This is a genomic window from Bradyrhizobium cosmicum (assembly GCF_007290395.2).
Classification (GTDB): Bacteria; Pseudomonadota; Alphaproteobacteria; order Rhizobiales; family Xanthobacteraceae; genus Bradyrhizobium; species Bradyrhizobium cosmicum.
On record NZ_CP041656.2, the window covers coordinates 2,972,058 to 2,988,745 of the forward strand.

A 16,688-nucleotide genomic window follows, 5' to 3' on the forward strand; every position below is an offset into this window, starting at 1 on the left:
TCGCCGGGTCAAGAAACGTCAAAATCCAACAAACGGAAATCAACAGGAGAGAGTAATGCGTCAGATGATTTCGGGACTGGTCGCGGCCGCTGCCGTGATGTTCGTCGGGGCCGCGCCGGCTGCTGCCTGCGGCTTCAATCCGTGCCAGCCGGTCGCGCCGGTCTATTCCGGCTGCAACACCGGTTGCGGTGGCTACGGTTACGGCGCCTATGAGCGTCTCGCCGAGCCGACCACGCAGTATTATTACGTCAACCAGGGCCCGACCTATACAGGCCCGGGCGCCTTCGCGCCGTATCCGACCTACCGTGAGGACGCGGTCGTCGCGCCCGCCGAATATGGCTACGGCCGTGGCTACGGTTACGGCTATCGCGCTGCTGCCGTCGTCGCGCCGGCCGCCTATCCCTATCGCCGCCCGTACTACCGTCCGTATCGCTACGGTTACGGTCCGCGCGCCGGCTATCTGCCGCGCACGCATTACGGCTACGGTCCGCGCTACGGCTACGCCCATCGCCACGCGCCCGCGCCCTACTACGGCGGTCACCGCGTGTTGCGCCGCTATTACTGATCGCCTGTTCGGTTGAGCCAGCGAAGCGCCCGTCCGCACCGTGCGGGCGGGCGTTTTGCTGTTCTCACCGCTTCATCAGCCCGAGCCGGCTCGCGCCGACATAGAGCGAGAGCACGGCGGCATTCGAGACGTTGAGGCTCTTGATCTCGCCGGGCATGTCGAGCCGTGCCACGATGCTGCAGGTCTCGCGGGTCAATTGCCGCAGGCCTTTGCCTTCGGCCCCCAGCACCAGCGCGAGCGGTTCGCGCAGCGGGACCTCGCTGAGATCTTCGCCGCCTTCGCTGTCGAGGCCGACGGTGAGGAAGCCGCGCTCGTTCAGTTCGGTCAGCGCGCGCGCGAGGTTCGGCACGGTGACAACAGGCACCAGCTCGAGCGCGCCTGAGGCGGCCTTGGCCAGCACGCCGGTGGCCTCCGGACTGTGGCGCGCGGTGGTCACGACCGCCTTCACCGCGAACGCCGCGGCGGAGCGCAGGATGGCGCCGACATTGTGCGGATCGGTGATCTGGTCGAGCACCAGCACCATGCCCTCGAGCTGCAGGTCCTCGATATCAGGCGAGGGCAGGGGATCGGCCTCGGCGAGCAGGCCCTGGTGCACCGCGTCGGGCGACAGCAGCCGGTCGATCTCCTGGGGCCGGACGATCTCGGGGGGGACCCGGGTTTCGATGTTTTCGTCCGCCAGCCGCCTTGCGGCGTTCTCGGTCAGCGTCAGCTTGCGGATCTGCCGCGCCGGATTGGCGAGCGCCATGGTGACGGTGTGCCAGCCATAGAGGATGACCGGCCCGTCGGGGTCCGAATCGCGCTCGCGCCGGGGCGGCCGGCCGGCCGATTTCCCGGGTTTTTTGAAGGGCTTACCGCCGCCGCGGCGACCTTTCGGGCCGAATTTTCGATCGTTCATGGGCTTGCTTGTGTCATGGGTCCCCGAATATGGCAATTTGGGCCTATCGGGGGTGATTTAGCTGGTCGTCTTGGTTGACTTTGCCCACCCGTTTCGCCCATAACCGCGCCCGGTCGCGTCCCCATCTGGGCTGTTGCGGCTTCAAGTTCCATGGCCGTCTTCGGTCGCCGGAAAGTCCGGCCCGATGTGCTGCCGTTGAGCGGGGGAGTGTCCCGAGTGGCAAAGGGAGCTGACTGTAAATCAGCCGTCTTATGACTTCGAAGGTTCGAGTCCTTCTTCCCCCACCATCCTTCGCTCGCTTCGCGAGCTGCGGCTCGGCAAGCCGGCCAGATCATCGTCACGCGAAGCTAGCGAAGACTGTCACGCCATAGCCTGCAGGCCGTAGGCGGGACCGACTCAACGAGCTACCCCATCATCTCCCGCACCGTCGGCACCACCTTCCGCCCATAGAGCTCGATGCTTGTCATCAGCTTCTCGTGCGGCAGCGGCCCGGCCGAGTATTTCAGCTGGAAGCGCGAAATGCCGAGCGTCTTCGCGGTCTTGGCGATCTTGCGCGCGACCGTCTCCGGCGAGCCGACATAGAGCGAGCCGTGCTCGGCCTCGCTGACGAACTCGTCGCGGCCCATCGGCGGCCAGCCGCGCTCTTTGCCGATGCGGTCGCGCATCGCCTTGTAGTGCGGCCACAGCTCTTCGCGTGCCTGCGCATCGGTCTCGGCGACGTAACCGGGCGAGTGCACGCCGATCGGCTGTGCGGGGCGGCCGAACTCCTTGAAGGCGCGGTGATAGAGATCGACGAAGGGCGCAAAGCGCGCCGGATCGCCGCCGATGATCGCGAGCATCAGGGGCAGATCGTAATGCGCCGCGCGCACCACCGATTTCGGGCTGCCGCCGACGCCGATCCATGTCTTCAACGTGCCGTTCTCGACAGGAGGATAGACCAGCTGATCCCTGAGCGGCGGACGCAGCTTGCCTTCCCAGCTCACCGGCTTCTGCGGCAGCAGGGTGGCGAACAGATCGAGCTTTTCCTCGAACAGCTCTTCGTATTTGCGCAGATCGAATCCGAACAGCGGAAAGGATTCCGTGAACGAGCCGCGGCCGAGGATCACTTCGGCGCGGCCGCTCGAGAGTGCATCCAGCGTCGCAAAGCGCTGGAACACGCGGATTGGGTCGTCCGAGGAGAGCACCGTCACGGCCGAGCCGAGATGAATGCGTTTCGTGCGCGCCGCGATGGCCGCGAGCACGGTCTCGGGCGAGGAGATCGCGAAATCAGATCGGTGGTGCTCGCCGAGCCCGATGAAATCGAGGCCGAGCTCGTCGGCCAGCACCGCCTCGTCGACGACGTTGCGGATCACCTGCGCATGCGCAAGCGTGGTGCCGGAGGCATCCCTGGTGACGTCGCCAAAGGTATCCAGTCCGAATTCGAGCGGTGCGGTCATCGATCAGGTCTCTGTGGGATGATCGGCCAGATCTAATGAACCGCAGCCAGGCCACAAGGGCGCGCACGGAAATGCTCGGTTTCCGTTCGTGAGGCCTATTTCGAGATCCGTACGACCATCTTGCCGAGGGCTGCGCGCGTTTGCATCGTCTTGAACGCCTCGCGAAAATCCTCCAGCGCGAAGACGCGGCCGACTGCGGGCTTCAGCTTGCCTTCGGCGAGCCAGCCGATCAGCTGGGACATCAGGCGCTTCTGGACGTCGGGCTCGCGCGTTGGGATTTGCGCGAGGTCGACGCCGAGCAGGGCGCCGCCCTTGAGCAGCGGCAGATTGAACGGCAGCGCGGGAATGGCGCCGGCGGCGAAGCCAACCACGAGATGGCGTCCGCGCCAGGCGATGGAGCGAAACGCCTGCACCGAGATTTCGCCGCCGACCGGATCGAAGATCACGTCGGCGCCCTGTCCGCCCGTCAACTCCTTGAACGTGTCGCGCCAACCGGCCTGCGTGTAGTCGATCACCTCGTCGGCGCCGTGCGCCCGTGCGAACGCGCGCTTCTCCTCTGTCGATGCCGCCGCGATCACGCGGGCGCCGAGCAGCTTGCCGATCTGCACGGCCGCGGTCCCGGTGCCGCCGGCCGCGCCCAGCACGAGCAACTGTTCGCCCGCGACGATCATGGCGCGCGCGCTCAGGGCGTAGAGCGCAGTGAGATAATTGGCGCGGAATGAAGCGGCGACCTCGGGTGCAACGCCATCCGGCAGCGGGTGGAGTGCTTCAGGCTTGACGACGATCTCTTCGGCGAGCGCGCCCGAGCGCGTCATGCCCATCACGCGCATGCCGGGCCGATAGCCTGCCGGCTCGCCCGGAGCCTCCGCCACAATTCCTGCAAACTCCGTCCCGGGAATGAAGGGCAGCGGATCCTTGGTCTGGTAGAGGCCTTGGATCTTCAAGCCGTCGACAAATCCAATTCCCGCGGCTTCCACCCGAATGCGCAACTGTCCGGGCTCGATCCGCGGAGACGGAACGTCCTTCAGCGCGATCTGATCGATGGGGGCGTATTGCTCGACGACGACGGCTTTCATGGCGGACCTCTGTGGTTCCGGTGATCCTGACAGGTCCCGACGCCAGCCTCTTGTGTCTACCGCCACATCCCCCGCATCCGCGCGCCGATGTCGACCTTCGGCCCCTGCGCGCCCGTACGCGCCGCGCCTGCGGCGGCCTTCGGCCAGGCGGTGCGCTCGAACAGGTAGACCAGGGATTCCGGGATGAAGCGGGTGCGCGAGGCGTAGACGTGGCGGTCGCCCTTGGCGGCCTGGCCGTGGACGAAGAAGCGCTGGGGAACGACGAGGTGCAGATCGTCCTTGGCCCGCGTCATCGCGACATAGAGCAGGCGGCGCTCCTCCTCGAGCTCGGCGCTGGTGCCGGCGCCGAGGTCGGAGGGCATGCAGCCGTCGACGACGTTGAGCACGAACACCGACTTCCACTCCTGGCCCTTGGCGGAGTGGATGGTGGAGAGGATCAGATAATCCTCGTCGCGCAAGGGCGGCCCGGATTTGTCGCTGGTCGCATCCGGTGGATCGAGCGTGAGCTCCGTGAGGAATTTCTCGCGCGAGGGATAGCCGCTCGCGATTTGCTCGAGCTGCATCAGGTCGGCACGGCGCGTCTCGGACTCCTCGTGGATGCGATCGAGATGCGGTTCGTACCACAGCCGTACGCGTTCGAGATCAACAGGCCATTCCGAGTAGCGCAGGTTCTCGACGGTGCGGACAAAGTCGGTCCAGTCGGCGCCGGTGCGCGCGGGCACCGGGAGCTGGCCGAGTGCGGCCAGCGGATCCATGCTCTCGGCCATCTGGTCGAGCACGCGCTGTGCGGTCGCCGGGCCGACGCCGGGCAACAGATGCAGGATGCGGAAGCCGGCGACGCGGTCGCGTGGATTCTCGGCAAACCGCAACAGCGCCAGCACGTCCTTGACGTGCGCGGCATCGAGGAATTTCAGCCCGCCGAACTTCACGAAGGGAATGTTGCGGCGGGTCAGCTCGATCTCCAGCGGACCCGAATGCGACGACGTGCGGAACAGCACCGCCTGGTGCTTGAGCAGCGCGCCTTGCTCGCGGTTGGCCAGCACCTCCTCGACGATGTAGCGGGCCTGGTCGGCTTCGCCGTGCACGGTGACGAGCTGCGGCTTGTGGGACCCGGCGCGGTCGGTCCAGAGGTTCTTGGTGAAGCGCTCCCGGGCAAGGCCGATGACGCCGTTGGCCGCCGCCAGCACCGGCTGCGTCGAGCGGTAATTGCGGTCGAGCGTGATCATCTCGGCCCGCGGCGAAAAGCTCTGCGGGAAGTCCAGGATGTTGCGCACGGTGGCGGCGCGGAACGAGTAGATCGACTGCGCGTCGTCGCCGACCACGGTGAGCCCGCGGCCGTCGGGCTTGAGCGCCAGCAGGATCGAGGATTGCAGGCGGTTGGTGTCCTGATATTCGTCGACCAGCACGTGATCGAAGCGGCCGCCGATCTCCTCGGCGATCAGCGCGTCGCTCATCATCTGCGACCAGTAGAGCAGCAGGTCGTCGTAATCGAGCACGTGCTGGGCCTGCTTGGCTTCGACATAGGCCGCGAACAGGCCCTTCAGCTCGGCGGCCCAGCCGGCGCACCAGGGATAGTGCGCCCCCAGCACCTTCTCGATCTCCATCTCGGCATTGACGCAGCGCGAGTAGACCGACAGGCAGGTGCCCTTGGCCGGAAAGCGGCTCTCGGTCTTCGACAATCCGCGCTCGTGCCGGACCAGATTCATCAGGTCGGCGGAATCCTCGCGGTCGTGGATGGTGAAGGCGGGATCGACGCCGATCCGCTCGGCATATTCGCGGAGCAGGCGCGCGCCGATGCCGTGGAAGGTGCCGGCCCAGGTGAGGGCATCGCGCATGATCGCGGCGTTGTTCTCGCCGAGCACCTTTCGGGCGATACGCTCGACCCGGCCGGCCATCTCGGCCGCGGCGCGGCGGGAGAACGTCATCAGCAGGATGCGGCGCGGATCTGCGCCTGCGACGATCAGGTGCGCGACGCGGTGGGCCAGCGTGTTGGTCTTGCCCGAGCCGGCACCGGCAATGACGAGCAGGGGCGCGCCCACGGTCACGCCGTCGGCCACGCCATGCTCCACGGCGCGGCGCTGCTCCGCATTGAGCGTATCCAGATATGTCGCCACGAATCGCCCCGGTGAAACGGTCAGAATCGGCTATCGCGGCGCGAATCGCAATGCGGCTGGACGGAGCTCGATTTAACACCTAGGGAAAAGCGGGACAAAAGTTCCATCCCGAGAAGCGGCGCACCCGGCATGACCGAACCCAAGCCCGAGTCCAAGCCCGAGTTTAAGCCCGAGCAGTTCGAGATGCGGCGGCTGGAGTCGCTCAGCAACACCATCTTCGGCGTTGCCATGACGCTGCTCGCCTACGACCTGCCGAAGGCGGCCGTGTTCACCGGTGCGCCCGACTGGAACGATCTGGCCCGGGTCTATTCGGGCAAGCTGATCGGCTTCGCGCTCAGCTTCATCATCGCCGGCGTGTTCTGGATCAGCCATCACCGGCGGCTGGCGCGGCAGCCGGTGGGCAGCCGCGGTGCGGTGATGCTCAATTTGTTTTTCCTGCTGTCGATCGTGCTGCTGCCGGTGACCAACGGCCTCTACACCAACTATCCCCTGAGCAGCGCGGTCGCCGTGCTCTATGGCGTGCATCTGAGCGCGATCGCCGGCCTCAACGCCTGGCTCTGGTGGAGGATATTGGGCGGCTGGAGCCATGAGATCATGGCCTCGCTGTTTCCGCTGCTCGTGTTCATTCCGGGTACGATCGTGGCCGCCTTCGCGCCGCACGCCGCGCCCTTCCTGTGGTTTATTGCCTTCGGCGGCCTCCTGATCCAGCGCTTCTATGGCGCGCGGACCGGACCGGGCGCGTAAGGCGGCTGCTCAGCCCCGTGTCGTACCGAACCCGTCGGCCGGCACGAAAAGCTTGACCGGGCGGATTTCGTAGACGGCCGACGGGTTGACCTCGCGCAGCTTGCGCGCCGCCGCAATCGCTTCTTCCTCTGTGTCGTAGTTCACGAGGTGGAAGCCCAGAAGCTGCTCCTTGGTCTCGGCGAATGGGCCATCCAGCACCATGCCGGCGCCGGGACCGCGCAGGGTCTTGGCCTTCTGGGTGTCATCCAGGCGGGCGGCCGGGCCGAAATGTCCGCTTGCCCGCAGAGGTGCCTGAACCTCGATCACTTTCGACACGACGGCCGCGTCCTGCTCAGGCGTCCAGGCCAGGAGCTCGTCTTCCACGTGATAGGCCAGGATGGCGTAGAGCATCGTCACCTCGGTTGCTTCTGAGTTCGCTGTCCGAAGGACGTATCACCGCCGCCGAATCCGACAAGCCCGCCGACGAAAATATTGCGTCGCGACGCGCGTGACGAAACCGTCCTGAAACCCGATTGCCGCCTTGCGGGGTGAACGCTGCCCAAAGCCAAGGCGACTGATGGCCACCAAGAACACTTCGGAGGCGGCCATGTCGACCATCAGGATCATCTGCGACGCGCGTCGGGCGGGACAATCGGACGCGGCAGATTTGCACGACCAGAGCGGCCACCACCGCTATTACGGCAGCTCGGCCGAGAACGGCGGCGAGCGCATCGTCGAAAGCCGCCGCGGCAAGCGCCCGCGCGCGCCGAACGTCTGCGGCTTCTGAAGCTGCGCGCTTTGTGACAGCCTGCGACAATGAGCATTCTGCAGATATCGATTGCCGCGATGCCGTTCCTGCTCTCGCTCGTGAGCAGGTCCAGCAAGGTGATCGCGCCATGCCTGCTCGCGAGCATCTTCACCGTGCTGCTCGGCGATGAGCCCCACCGGGCGGTCATGGCCTGGTGCGTCGGCACGCTGATCGCCGCCGTCGCCATGCGCGAATGGCTCCGCGCGATCTGAGTCGCCCGCCGATGAAGGCAAATCCCCAAATGAAAAGGCGCGGCGGGGAAAACCCCGTCGCGCCCGATTTCTTGCTCGCTGGTCCAGGGCTGAGAGCGCCCCGATGCCAAGCCCTTCTCAGAACTTAGCGGGCGATCCCAGCGAGGTGACAGCGCTTGGTAAGAGACACTGGATCACCTCCTTTCGTTGGTTGCGGAAGATTCCAATATAGGCTGGCAGGCCGCCGCTGTTAAGGGGAGGGTGGCAGCGGGTGGAACCGGCCCTGTGCACAAGGCGCCGAAAGCGGTCCCGGGCCGCTTTTCGGGCGATAAAGCCACAACCGGGGCAGTTGAGACCGCCGCCCGGCCGTGTTAGGGAGCCGGTGATGCGGGTGTAGCTCAATGGTAGAGCAGCAGCCTTCCAAGCTGAATACGAGGGTTCGATTCCCTTCACCCGCTCCAGTCAAATACGACAAAAATCACTTAAGATTCAGTGTGTTACATAAGGCGGATGACTCCGTAGAGAGTCCTCAAAGGTTTCGCGTCCTTTTTCTCGGGCGTACGGATTTTTCTAAGTAGAAGTAGTTGAATTTCAGTAGAGCATCACAGCTGAGTAGGAGCTTTCTCCAAAGTACGATTTTGCAATCAACCGCGGGACGCTACACTTCAGCTTAGGGTAGGGGCGGAGGGGCAATGACCGCAGCAGATGTGGCCTCTGCGGTGGACGAGTTTCTTCGGACACCGAAGACGGCGATAGGCGTGGAGGTCCCCATGGCCTGGGCGAACGGCTATTCTCCCTACGAGAAGGTTATTCATTTCCCGTTAGAGGTTAATGGTGAGCAGACCGGCGCGCAGTTGATGATCGTCGGGTTTCCGGACGCATCGATTCTGAAGTTTCGTGTGGGTCTGCTATTCCCCGGTGCAGTATGTCGCCTAGATCATACGGACGAAGTGCACCCAAACGCTCATCGAATATTAGAAGATAATGTGCCTATAATCGTAAGAGGCCCGCACTATCACTCTTGGCGCGTAAATAGACGTTTCTGTCGTGCCGGTAATTTGCCACCGAAGCTTCACAACGCCGAGGAGTTTGTCACTGGCGCCCGAAGCTTTGACGCAATTCTGCGTTGGTTTTGTGCTGACAACAACATCGTCGGACTGGGTCCAGATCACCGTATTGAACTACCGAGGCCAGAGAGACTGCTGTGATGAATGACAATCTGGAACATATCGCAGACTCGATCATGCACGGGATGCGGGACATCGCCACCATTGAGGTGGTTGGCGATGGCGTGCGCTTTACGACGCACTGTATGTACCCTTCCAACGGGTTAGTTCGTGTAACAGTGAAAGGCGGACGCGAAACGGTATATGCGTCGGACGAAGGCGAGGCAGTTGGTGAAGCTCTCAGTGCTGGAGCTGTGCTGAGAAATCCGGACAAGCTGCTTCGCGGCTTGCTTCGCCCGCAGGGCCTCGACATCAGCAACGGCATTATTCGATCTGATCGGATGCCGCTGGAGGCAGCTCCGTTGGCAATTCTAGCCGTCTCGAACGCCGCGCGCGACATTGCGGTTTGGCTGTACGACCACCACCGTTTGAAAAGCAGCAGAGACTTCAGGCGGATGCTCTCAGAGTTTCTGAAGCATAAGTTTGATGATCAAGTATCGGCCGCCACCATCGTTGGAAAGAGCAACAAGCCACACAAGTTCGCCAACGTAATTTCATTCCCAAATGGTCGTAGGCTGATTGTCGATCCTGTCGCGAACGATCCATCGTCAATAAACGCTCGTGTAGTGGCGCACTTGGATGTGCGAAGCACGAATGATCCGACCATCGATCAAAGGATCGTATACGACGACGCTGAAAAGTGGTCGCCTTCAGATCTCAACCTTCTTCAAGTCGGTGCGAATGTAATTCCATTCTCGAAGGCCACAGACGTGATCCAACGTGCAGCAGAGAGAGTCCAAGTGGCTTAGTTGTCGTCATTCACACAACATCACGGCGCCGCCTGAAGCATAAAGAGTTCTCCCAGCTTTCCCGATTTGGGAGGAGGTTTGTACCTTTAATGGCAAACCATGGCGAGGCCGTGTTGACGTCGTTTCTGGAGGCTTTCCCTGCCAGCATATCAGCGCCGCTGTCGACCGGTCGTATCGCGCAAAAACCCGGACAATGCCTCGTTGAAGCCGTCGGGGTCGGTCTGCGGGAAGTGATGGCCGCCCTGGTCGAATAGCTTGAGTTGAGCGTGCGCGATCGCGTCGTCGAGTTGCCGCGCATGGTTGACCGGCACCAGAAGATCGTCGATCGCGCTGCAGATCAGGGTCGGTGCCACGATCTTCTGCAGATAGTCCCGGCTGTCGTGGGCGAGCAGGGCGTCAATCCGTGCGAGCGTCACCGATGGATCGGTCGCCGCGCTGCTAGAGGGTGCGGTGGTTTCGGGCCAGACGAGTGGTTTTGTCAGGATGGATCCGAGTACGTCATAGGCTTTGGCGTCGCCCTCCGACAGCAGCCGGTGGCGGAGCGTGAAGACGGTCTTGAAGCGGGTGTCGGCACAGGCCCAGGTGCCGCTGAGGCACACGGCCGACACGCGTTCGGGCATGTGCGCAGCCAGATATTGCGCCACCGCGCCGCCCGTGGAGTGTCCCACCAGGGAAAAACGCGCGAAGCCGAGCGATCCGGCCAGATTGAGAACATCCTGCGCCCAGCCGGCGATTGAATAGGGCATCGGCGCCCGCGGGCTGTCGCCGATGCCGGGATGGTCGTACGTCACGCAGGTGAAATCCGCAGCGAGCGCCTTGACCTGCGCCCGCCAGTAATCCGCGCGGCCGCCCAGTCCGGTGATGAAGACGAGCGGTGGACCGCTGCCTTCGACATGACAAGCCAAGCCGTCAACCAGACGCATTGTCATCGTGCGACCTCCTGAATTGACGCCTGCGAACGATCGCCGCGGCTGATGTGATTACGGATTGTAGCGCCGCGACGCTTCTCGCCCGTCATCATAGCTCGCCTCGAAGATCGGTGCTGCAAGAGTCGCGCGCACCTTCAGGATGCCGGTGCCGATGTTCTTGAACCCGTGGCGGATGCCTGCGGGCACGAGGACGGACTGGTTTGCAGTCACGATGTGGGTTGCGCCGCCGAGATGGATCTCGGCCTGTCCCTCCATGACTTCCAGAACCTCTTCCACCGCGTGGGTGTGAATGGGAGCCCCAAGGCCGAAGTCGCAGAATTGCTCGAAGATGCAAAGCTGATGCGACGTCGTCAAAGCGGAGATCCGCATGAAGGTCTTGACGCCAGGGCGCCAAAGTTCGGCGTCCTGGCTTGCGTGGTCTATCACGTCCATCGTTTCTCTCGGCTTCTGATCATGCGGTGAGGTTATTGTGCCGTGGCGGTCTTGATCTTGTCGAGCCACGGCTTGGCCATGGGGAATTCCTTCAGCAGGGCCGCGTGGGTATCCGGCGCGGTGGCGCGAAAGCTTGCAAGGTCGGGCTCGATGATCTCGATCTTGCTCTTCTTCATGGTCTCGAGGCTGTTGTCGTAGTCCTTCTTGTAGTGGGCGTTGGCGAAGGCGACGGCTTCGGCGGTCGCTTCATCCATAATTTTCCTGTGCTCGGGAGACAGAGCGTCGTACTTCGCCTTTGACATGAGGATGACGCCCGGCATGTACATCACTTTTGCCAGAACGTAGGTCTTGGAGACCTCGATGAAGCGATCCTGCAGGAAGACGTCGGGTGAATTTTCGGCTGCGTCGACGGCGCCATTTTGAAGGGCAACATACAGTTCGGTGTAGGCCATCGGGGTTGGTTGGGCGCCGAGCGCTTCATAGGCCTTGACGTAACCCGGTCCCTGGATCACACGGATCTTGAGGCCTTTCATGTCCGCGGCGGACTTGATGATCTTGCCGTTGGTGAAGATGTTGCGTTCCAGCGCCGAGATGAAGCCCAGTCCTTGCAGATTGTAGCGGGGCAGAAGATCGAGCATTTCGCGGCCGATCGGGCCCTGAAGCACGCCGTTGGCCTGGGCGACGCTGTTGAACAGGTAGGGAAAGGAAAACACCGTGAAATCCTTGGCGGTGTTCTCGAGCGGCGCTTCGCCGGTGACGACAATGTCCTGCGTTCCCGTGCGGACCGACTGGATCTGCTTGACCTCGCCGCCCAGCTGCGCTCCCGGAAAGACGTTGATCTTGATCTGGCCGTTCGATTTGGCGGCCGCGACTTCGGCAAGCTTGCTGGCGGCGGCGTGGTAGTGGCTCGCGGTTGTGAGAACGTGTCCGACGTTCATCTCGACGATTTGTGCAGAGGCGGGAAGGGCGGCGATGCACCCTGCAAGGGCCAGGAACGACAGGCTGAACGGTCTCATGAAGCTGCTCCTATGGGGCGGGACCATCCCGCGAAAGTCTGAATGAATGTGACGGCTGCAACGGACACGACGATGGCCACGCTGATCATCGCAGCAGCGCCAGAGAGATCGGCGGGACGTAGCTGATGAGGAGGACGTCGAAGGTCAGGACTCCCAGATAGATCAGGACCGGCCTGGTCATGGCGTCCATCGACACGCCGGAAATCTGGCTCGCAATGTTGAGGTTCACCGCGACCGGGGGCGTTACCATTCCGGTCGCGACATTGACGATGAAGATGATCCCGAAGTGAACGGGGTCGATCCCGTAGGCCTGCGCAACCGGCGCCAGGATGGGCGCAAGGATCAGGATCGTCGCCAGCGCTTCCATGAACGTGCCGACGACGAACAGCAGCACGTTGACGAGCAGCAGATACGCGATGGGGCCGCTCGCGATCTTCGCGATCAGCTCGCCGAAATATTGCGGGATCTGGTTGATCGTCATTGCGTAGCCGAACAGGGCCGCGAACGCGACGATGAGCATGACCATGCCGGTCATGACCGCGGAGTCGTTCAGGATATCGATCAGGTCGCGGAAGCTGATCTCATGGTAGACGAAGCGGCCGACCAGAAAGCCGTAGATCACCGCGACGACGGAGGCTTCGGTCGCGGTAAAGACGCCGGAGTAGATGCCGCCCAGAATGATGACCGGCATCATGAGCGCAATCGCGGCTTCGCGGCCGACGACAAAGACATTGCGCGCCCATTCCCGGATCGGCACGAGCTGGGTTCGGTCGAAGTCCTGCAGCGTCGCCACGATGCAGATGGTCGCGATGAGGCTGAGGCCGATCAATATCCCCGGAACGATGCCGGCGATGAAGAGTCCGCCGATCGAGACGTTGGCGACGAGGCCGTAGATCACCATCGGCAGCGAAGGCGGAATGATCGCGCCGAGTTCGCCGCCGACTGCGACGGTTGCGGCCGCGAAATTCTTCGGGTAGCCCTTTCGCACCATGGCCGGGACCATCGTGGAGCCAACCGCGGCCGTCGTCGCCGAAGACGATCCCGAAATGGTCGAGAAGAACATGCAGGTGAGGATGGCTGCGCTGCCGACGCCGCCTCTCATCCAACCGAGCAATGCGGTCGCGAGGTTGATCAGGCGGTTGGAGATCCCGCCGACCTTCATGATGTTGCCGGCCAGCACGTAAAAGGGGACGGCAAGCAGAGCGAAGGAATCGAGCGCCTCGAAGACGTTTTGAGGAACGCTGATGAGATCGACACCCTTGGCCCTGAGCGCGACGATCGAGGAGATGCCCATGACGGCGAAGATCGGCGCGGCCAGAACGATCAGGAGCGTCATCGAGCCGAACAGCACTGCCATCATCCTGCTCCAGATCAGACCAGCGTGTTTTCGGGATTGTCGGCCTCTGCAACGGCGAGCGGCGTATTCGATCTGATCCGGTGCTCGACGATGAAGGCGACGATGTTGATGATGGCGAAGGCGGAGCCGGCCGGCAGCGCCAGATACACCCAGGACAGCGAGACGTTGAGGACAGTCGAGGTCTCGCTCTGACCGAATTCGACCCAGCGCCAGCCGAGCCAGATCAACTCGCCGAAGAAGGCGACGGTGATGGCGAGAGCGGCCAGGCGGACGGCATCTCCCCAGCGAGGCGGCAGCGCGTCGGGCAGGGTATCGACCGCGATCAGGGCGCCGGATCGCGCCGCAACGGCGGCACCGAGAAAGATGCACCATATCATCAGGTAGCGCGCGAGCTCCTCGGTCCATGGCACCGAGGCGATGATGCCGAGACGCGGCAGCAGAAACCGGACAACGATCTGCAATCCGACGGCCAGGACCATGATGCCAAGCGTCGCGCCCACCAAATGGCGCAGGGCCACATTCATCCGGTCGACAGCGCTCAGGAATGCCAGCATCCGCGGAGAATCCTCAGGCGACGTCGGAAAGCGACCGCTTGTGCCCGATCCATGTGGTGAGACTTTCGGCGACCGAATGGATGTGCTCACGAAGCAACGCAACGCCACCATCGACATCCCTCAGGCGCGCGAAAGCGATGAGGCGTCTGTGGTCCTCGAGCTCCCGGTCTGCGTCGACCGACACCGTGAGCTTGAGATTGACGTAGCGATTTGCGTTGTCGTGCACGGTTCGCAGCAGGCGCAGAGCGAGATGGCGGCCGCTTGCCACACATAGCGCGTGATGGAAGCGCCAGTTGAGTTCGCCCCAATCGCGCGAGTTGGTCACCGCGCTCGCTTGGGTGATGACGTCCTGAGCAGCCTGGAAGTCCGTTTCCGACATCGCCGGGATGGCAAGCCCGAACAGCCAGGGTTCGAGCTGCAGTCGCATTTCGAACAGCTCTTCGATCTCGTGGGGAGAGAGTGACGACACGACCGTGCCCTTGTGCAGCTCGGTCGTGACCAGGCCTTCGCCTTCGAGCTGCCGGATGGCCTCCCTCAGGGGAACGCGAGACACCCCGAGCTCGGCGGCGAGCTTCTCCTGCCGCAGCTTGGTGCCTTCGGCCAACTCGCCAGACACGATGCGGCGCCGCAGCACATCTACGATCTGATCAGTCAGGGACTGACGGGCAACTTGCATGGGGATCTCCATAATTGAATACAATATTCATAGCCGAGACGACGCAAGCTTAAAACATGGACATATAATGCCGAAAATTGCATCAGATTACCACTTGGCAACAGCGCTGCGATATCAAATGAATAATGTATTCAATTGGAGACTGGACTATGCGGGTCGAGAACAGGGTTGCAATCGTCACCGGGGCAGCGGCGGGGATCGGTGAGGCCGTCGCACGGTTGCTCGTGCGAGAGGGTGCCAAGGTGGTCGTGGCCGACCGCGACGGCGATCTGGCCGGGAAGGTGGCGTCGTCTCTGGGCGACGCGGCCATTTCGGCGCGGGCCGACGTCTCCAAGTCTGAAGACGTCAGGGCGATGGTCGATCTGGCGGCCGCCCGGTTCGGCAAGATCGACATTCTGGTCAACAACGCGGGCTTCGGTATTCGCGGCAACGTGGTTGCTACCGAAGAGGCAGATTGGGACGCGCTGATGGGCGTCAACCTGAAGGGCGTCTATCTCTGCTCGAAATATGCGATCCCTGTCATGGCGGCCCATGGCGGTGGTTCGATCGTGAACACGGCCTCCAACCTTGCCTCGGTCGGTCTGCCCGACCGTGCCGCCTATGTGGCGTCAAAGGGCGGTGTCGCTGCACTGACGCGCGCGATGGCCATCGATCATGCCGGCGAGCAGATTCGGGTCAACTGCGTCGCACCTGGTCCAACCCGGTCGACATATTTCGATCGCATGATCGCAACGCATGAGGATCCGGAAGGATTCGTGGCCGGTCTGGCGGCCCGATCGCCGATGAACCGAATGGGCACGCCCGCGGAAATCGCAAACGTGATCCTTTGGCTGGCGTCCGATGAAGCGTCGTTCGTGACGGGGGCGATGTACACGGTCGATGGCGGCGCGACGGCGTGGTAACGCCGCGATCGACCTGATCGCTCAGCTTTGCCGATCTCGCCGGCAGCTCCGCGGTTCAGAGCGTCACATCCCGGTTGACGTTCTTGTACAGGAGATAGACCGACTGGCTCGCGCCGGTGGGATAGAACTGCTGTGGGCAGAACGATCCCATCCAGATGAAGTCGTCGACCCAGATTTCGTGCCAGCTATTGCCGAGATAATACAAGCCTTGGCCCTCCAGCATGAGCAGTCCGTGCTCCATGATGTGGGTCTCGACGGCCGGAAAACAGACGCCGGGCTGGAAGAACATCAGGTTCATCTCGAAATCGAACCGGAGGTCGCCAATTGGCAGCAGGTGCTTGAAGCCGCGCCCCTGCAGTCCGGTATGGTTCGTCATCGGCATCGCCTGGTGTTGACCGATGATGGCCGTCGGTGCCGCGATCCCCTCGGCCGTTTCATAACGCTTCTTGACCGCGATGACCCGGGCGGGCGCAGCGGGAGAGCAGGACATCGTGAACGACGTGCCCGGCGGCACATAGGCAAAGCCACCTGAAGTCAGCGGGGTCGGGGCGTCGGTGCCGATTTTGAGGTCGACCGCTCCCGTCACGACGTAGAAGAAATGCTGAAGATCGGCACAGATCGGCCGGGCGGTGCCGCCCGAGGGCTCGATTTCCAGCATGAACTGGGCAAAATCGGCTCCGAGCGTCGGCGCCGCGAGAAAGCGCACCGTCGTTGACGACCATGCCGGCAGCCGGCTCTTCAACACGCCTTCGGGCGGAATGAACGCGAAATTGCGGCCCACGACTGCGCGGCTGTGGCCGATCGCGCCAGGACGAACGACGCCGGGTTGGGCAGGCAGATCGGTGGGGTGCATCTGGAATTCCCTGGTCAACTCGCAACGGCGAGGTGCCGCGCAGCATTGGCGGAAGACCGGAAGCGTTGCGACGCGGGCGAATGTGGCTCTGCTGATACCGGCTGCTTCAATCTGATAAATGACAGCGCAGTGTACTGCAACGGCGGCCGGCCGATGCCCTCAATACCGGGTTGACCGCGGTGGTCG

19 protein-coding genes and 2 tRNA genes are annotated in these 16,688 nt (G+C 63.1%); 9 read left to right on the forward strand and 12 right to left on the reverse strand.

Annotated features, from left to right (window positions below; translation table 11 throughout):
- Nucleotides 1–55 precede the first annotated feature (55 nt).
- Nucleotides 56–565, forward strand: a complete 510-nt coding sequence (locus FNV92_RS14160; RefSeq protein WP_015685350.1) for a hypothetical protein — start codon at nt 56–58, stop codon at nt 563–565.
- A 64-nt stretch (nt 566–629) separates the two neighbouring features.
- Here FNV92_RS14160 and rlmB read toward each other — a convergent pair whose 3' ends face one another.
- Entirely contained in the window at nt 630–1,460 is an 831-nt protein-coding gene (gene rlmB / locus FNV92_RS14165) for a 23S rRNA (guanosine(2251)-2'-O)-methyltransferase RlmB (protein ID WP_168213722.1), read from the reverse strand.
- 201 nt (nt 1,461–1,661) lie between these two features.
- On the opposite strand from rlmB, the gene FNV92_RS14170 reads away from it, so the two are divergent.
- Nucleotides 1,662–1,747 (forward strand) — tRNA-Tyr (locus tag FNV92_RS14170).
- Nucleotides 1,748–1,864: 117 nt separating this feature from the next.
- Here FNV92_RS14170 and FNV92_RS14175 read toward each other — a convergent pair.
- The 3 genes from FNV92_RS14175 to FNV92_RS14185 all read right to left on the reverse strand — a co-directional run bounded on the left by FNV92_RS14175 (nt 1,865) and on the right by FNV92_RS14185 (nt 6,086).
- Nucleotides 1,865–2,896 carry an LLM class flavin-dependent oxidoreductase gene (locus FNV92_RS14175; protein ID WP_143845950.1) on the reverse strand — a complete coding sequence of 344 codons (1,032 nt, stop codon included), beginning with the start codon at nt 2,894–2,896 and terminating at the stop codon, nt 1,865–1,867.
- 95 nt (nt 2,897–2,991) lie between these two features.
- Nucleotides 2,992–3,972, reverse strand: a complete 981-nt coding sequence (locus tag FNV92_RS14180) for an NADPH:quinone oxidoreductase family protein (protein WP_143845949.1) — start codon at nt 3,970–3,972, stop codon at nt 2,992–2,994.
- Nucleotides 3,973–4,028: 56 nt separating this feature from the next.
- Nucleotides 4,029–6,086, reverse strand: a complete 2,058-nt coding sequence (locus FNV92_RS14185; RefSeq protein ID WP_143845948.1) for an ATP-dependent helicase — start codon at nt 6,084–6,086, stop codon at nt 4,029–4,031.
- A 129-nt stretch (nt 6,087–6,215) separates the two neighbouring features.
- On the opposite strand from FNV92_RS14185, the gene FNV92_RS14190 reads away from it, so the two are divergent.
- Nucleotides 6,216–6,830, forward strand: a complete 615-nt coding sequence (locus tag FNV92_RS14190) for a TMEM175 family protein (RefSeq protein WP_143845947.1) — start codon at nt 6,216–6,218, stop codon at nt 6,828–6,830.
- 9 nt (nt 6,831–6,839) lie between these two features.
- Here the strand turns inward: FNV92_RS14190 and FNV92_RS14195 are convergent, their stop codons facing one another.
- Nucleotides 6,840–7,220 (reverse strand): YciI family protein, encoded by a 381-nt coding sequence (locus tag FNV92_RS14195; RefSeq protein ID WP_143845946.1) that lies wholly within the window; start codon nt 7,218–7,220, stop codon nt 6,840–6,842.
- 196 nt (nt 7,221–7,416) lie between these two features.
- Between FNV92_RS14195 and FNV92_RS14200 the strand changes: the two genes are divergently transcribed.
- The 5 genes from FNV92_RS14200 to FNV92_RS14220 all read left to right on the forward strand — a co-directional run bounded on the left by FNV92_RS14200 (nt 7,417) and on the right by FNV92_RS14220 (nt 9,783).
- A complete protein-coding gene (locus tag FNV92_RS14200) occupies nt 7,417–7,596 on the forward strand; it encodes a hypothetical protein (RefSeq protein ID WP_168213721.1) in 180 nt (59 codons plus the stop codon).
- Nucleotides 7,597–7,625: 29 nt separating this feature from the next.
- The gene (locus FNV92_RS14205) at nt 7,626–7,829 is read left to right on the forward strand and encodes a hypothetical protein (protein WP_041748229.1); all 204 of its coding nucleotides are present in this window, start codon (nt 7,626–7,628) and stop codon (nt 7,827–7,829) included.
- A gap of 366 nt (nt 7,830–8,195) precedes the next feature.
- A tRNA-Gly gene (locus FNV92_RS14210) sits at nt 8,196–8,269 on the forward strand.
- A gap of 231 nt (nt 8,270–8,500) precedes the next feature.
- The gene (locus FNV92_RS14215) at nt 8,501–9,016 is read left to right on the forward strand and encodes a hypothetical protein (protein WP_143845944.1); all 516 of its coding nucleotides are present in this window, start codon (nt 8,501–8,503) and stop codon (nt 9,014–9,016) included.
- Entirely contained in the window at nt 9,016–9,783 is a 768-nt protein-coding gene (locus tag FNV92_RS14220) for a hypothetical protein (protein ID WP_143845943.1), read from the forward strand. The genes FNV92_RS14215 and FNV92_RS14220 overlap by 1 nt, the downstream gene beginning before the upstream one ends.
- Before the next feature lie 149 nt (nt 9,784–9,932).
- Here FNV92_RS14220 and FNV92_RS14225 read toward each other — a convergent pair whose 3' ends face one another.
- The 6 genes from FNV92_RS14225 to FNV92_RS14250 form a co-directional block, all read right to left on the reverse strand.
- Nucleotides 9,933–10,712, reverse strand: a complete 780-nt coding sequence (locus FNV92_RS14225) for an alpha/beta fold hydrolase (RefSeq protein WP_143845942.1) — start codon at nt 10,710–10,712, stop codon at nt 9,933–9,935.
- A gap of 51 nt (nt 10,713–10,763) precedes the next feature.
- Complete coding sequence (locus FNV92_RS14230; protein WP_015685362.1) at nt 10,764–11,144, reverse strand: cupin domain-containing protein; 381 nt, start codon at nt 11,142–11,144, stop codon at nt 10,764–10,766.
- A gap of 32 nt (nt 11,145–11,176) precedes the next feature.
- A complete protein-coding gene (locus FNV92_RS14235) occupies nt 11,177–12,160 on the reverse strand; it encodes a TRAP transporter substrate-binding protein (protein WP_015685363.1) in 984 nt (327 codons plus the stop codon).
- Between the two features lie 85 nt (nt 12,161–12,245).
- A complete protein-coding gene (locus FNV92_RS14240; RefSeq protein ID WP_244623696.1) occupies nt 12,246–13,520 on the reverse strand; it encodes a TRAP transporter large permease in 1,275 nt (424 codons plus the stop codon).
- A gap of 11 nt (nt 13,521–13,531) precedes the next feature.
- The gene (locus FNV92_RS14245; RefSeq protein ID WP_168213720.1) at nt 13,532–14,071 is read right to left on the reverse strand and encodes a TRAP transporter small permease; all 540 of its coding nucleotides are present in this window, start codon (nt 14,069–14,071) and stop codon (nt 13,532–13,534) included.
- A gap of 13 nt (nt 14,072–14,084) precedes the next feature.
- Nucleotides 14,085–14,747 carry a GntR family transcriptional regulator gene (locus FNV92_RS14250; protein WP_015685366.1) on the reverse strand — a complete coding sequence of 221 codons (663 nt, stop codon included), beginning with the start codon at nt 14,745–14,747 and terminating at the stop codon, nt 14,085–14,087.
- 149 nt (nt 14,748–14,896) lie between these two features.
- Here FNV92_RS14250 and FNV92_RS14255 point away from each other — a divergent pair, with 149 nt between their 5' ends.
- A complete protein-coding gene (locus tag FNV92_RS14255) occupies nt 14,897–15,649 on the forward strand; it encodes an SDR family oxidoreductase (RefSeq protein ID WP_143845939.1) in 753 nt (250 codons plus the stop codon).
- 55 nt (nt 15,650–15,704) lie between these two features.
- Here the strand turns inward: FNV92_RS14255 and allE are convergent, their stop codons facing one another.
- Nucleotides 15,705–16,502: a (S)-ureidoglycine aminohydrolase gene (gene allE / locus FNV92_RS14260; RefSeq protein WP_143845938.1), complete on the reverse strand. Its 798-nt coding sequence runs from the start codon at nt 16,500–16,502 to the stop codon at nt 15,705–15,707.
- Nucleotides 16,503–16,688 lie beyond the last annotated feature (186 nt).